The sequence below is a fragment of the Shigella sp. FC1567 genome, from assembly GCF_001743015.1.
GTDB classification, from domain to species: domain Bacteria; phylum Pseudomonadota; class Gammaproteobacteria; order Enterobacterales; family Enterobacteriaceae; genus Escherichia; species Escherichia coli.
The window spans coordinates 1-1,909 of record NZ_MIIV01000235.1 but is presented as its reverse complement, the minus strand read 5'-3'; the positions used below and the strand labels follow the sequence as shown (position 1 = coordinate 1,909).

The 1,909-nt window shown below is 44.8% G+C and carries 2 pseudogenes; both read left to right on the top strand.

What is annotated here, in order from left to right:
- Positions 1-317, top strand: a pseudogene (locus BHE85_RS14420) (E3 ubiquitin--protein ligase); the annotation flags it as partial.
- Positions 318-744: 427 nt separating this feature from the next.
- Positions 745-1,909, top strand: a pseudogene (gene ipaH4.5, locus BHE85_RS14415) (T3SS effector E3 ubiquitin-protein ligase IpaH4.5); the annotation flags it as partial.

Genomic DNA, 1,909 nt, shown 5'->3' with positions numbered 1-1,909 from the left:
TGGTCAGAAGCCGTGAAGAGAATGAATTTAAGGACTGGTTCTCCCTCTGGGGACCATGGCATGCTGTACTGAAGCGTACGGAAGCTGACCGCTGGGCGCAGGCAGAAGAGCAGAAGTATGAGATGCTGGAGAATGAGTACTCTCAGAGGGTGGCTGACCGGCTGAAAGCATCAGGTCTGAGCGGTGATACGGATGCGGAGAGGGAAGCCGGTGCACAGGTGATGCGTGAGACTGAACAGCAGATTTACCGTCAGTTGACTGACGAGGTACTGGCCCTGCGATTGTCTGAAAACGGCTCACGACTGCACCATTCATAATCACGTCGCATAAGCATAAACCGCAGACCGGATTGACTCCGGAAAAACTGTGACCCGATTACGGACCTTAACAACAACCCGTAAATCCTCGCTCAATACCGGCAGGGATTTACGGCGTGCAACTGACTTTTTTGAGGGGCTAACCAACCAGATCGTTTGCTATGGGAATATCGAGACAGTAATGAGTTAAATGATAAAAATTGTTTGAAAATATAGGGGATAAAGATCAATCCAAACTGGATGAAAGTAGAACTGGTCACATTAACATGGGTAGACTGATATAACAATCGACGGTTACTGGAAAGACAGGAACATATTCCTCCAGCTGGAATGAAAACGCCGATAAAGCTCTAGGATTGTTTTTTTAAAGACTTTCTCGTTTTATTTGCATTAATAGACCAAGATATGAATAGTGAGGGGTTAATAAATGAAACCGATCAACAATCATTCTTTTTTTCGTTCCCTTTGTGGCTTATCATGTATATCTCGTTTATCGGTAGAAGAACAGTGTACCAGAGATTACCACCGCATCTGGGATGACTGGGCTAGGGAAGGAACAACAACAGAAAATCGCATCCAGGCGGTTCGATTATTGAAAATATGTCTGGATACCCGGGAGCCTGTTCTCAATTTAAGCTTACTGAAACTACGTTCTTTACCACCACTCCCTTTGCATATACGTGAACTTAATATTTCCAACAATGAGTTAATCTCCCTACCTGAAAATTCTCCGCTTTTGACAGAACTTCATGTAAATGGTAACAACTTGAATATACTCCCGACACTTCCATCTCAACTGATTAAGCTTAATATTTCATTCAATCGAAATTTGTCATGTCTGCCATCATTACCACCATATTTACAATCACTCTCGGCACGTTTTAATAGTCTGGAGACGTTACCAGAGCTTCCATCAACGCTAACAATATTACGTATTGAAGGTAATCGCCTTACTGTCTTGCCTGAATTGCCTCATAGACTACAAGAACTCTTTGTTTCCGGCAACAGACTACAGGAACTACCAGAATTTCCTCAGCGCTTAAAATATTTGAAGGTAGGTGAAAATCAACTACGCAGATTATCCAGATTACCGCAAGAACTATTGACACTGGATGTTTCCAATAACCTACTAACTTCATTACCCGAAAATATAATCACATTGCCCATTTGTACGAATGTTAACATTTCAGGGAATCCATTGTCGACTCGCGTTCTGCAATCCCTGCAAAGATTAACCTCTTCGCCGGACTACCACGGCCCGCAGATTTACTTCTCCATGAGTGACGGACAACAGAATACACTCCATCGCCCCCTGGCTGATGCCGTGACAGCATGGTTCCCGGAAAACAAACAATCTGATGTATCACAGATATGGCATGCTTTTGAACATGAAGAGCATGCCAACACCTTTTCCGCGTTCCTTGACCGCCTTTCCGATACCGTCTCTGCACGCAATACCTCCGGATTCCGTGAACAGGTCGCTGCATGGCTGGAAAACTCAGTGCCTCTGCGGAGCTTCGACAGCAGTCTTTCGCTGTTGCTGCTGATGCCACTGAGAGCTGTGAGGACCGTGTCGCGCTCACATGGAACAA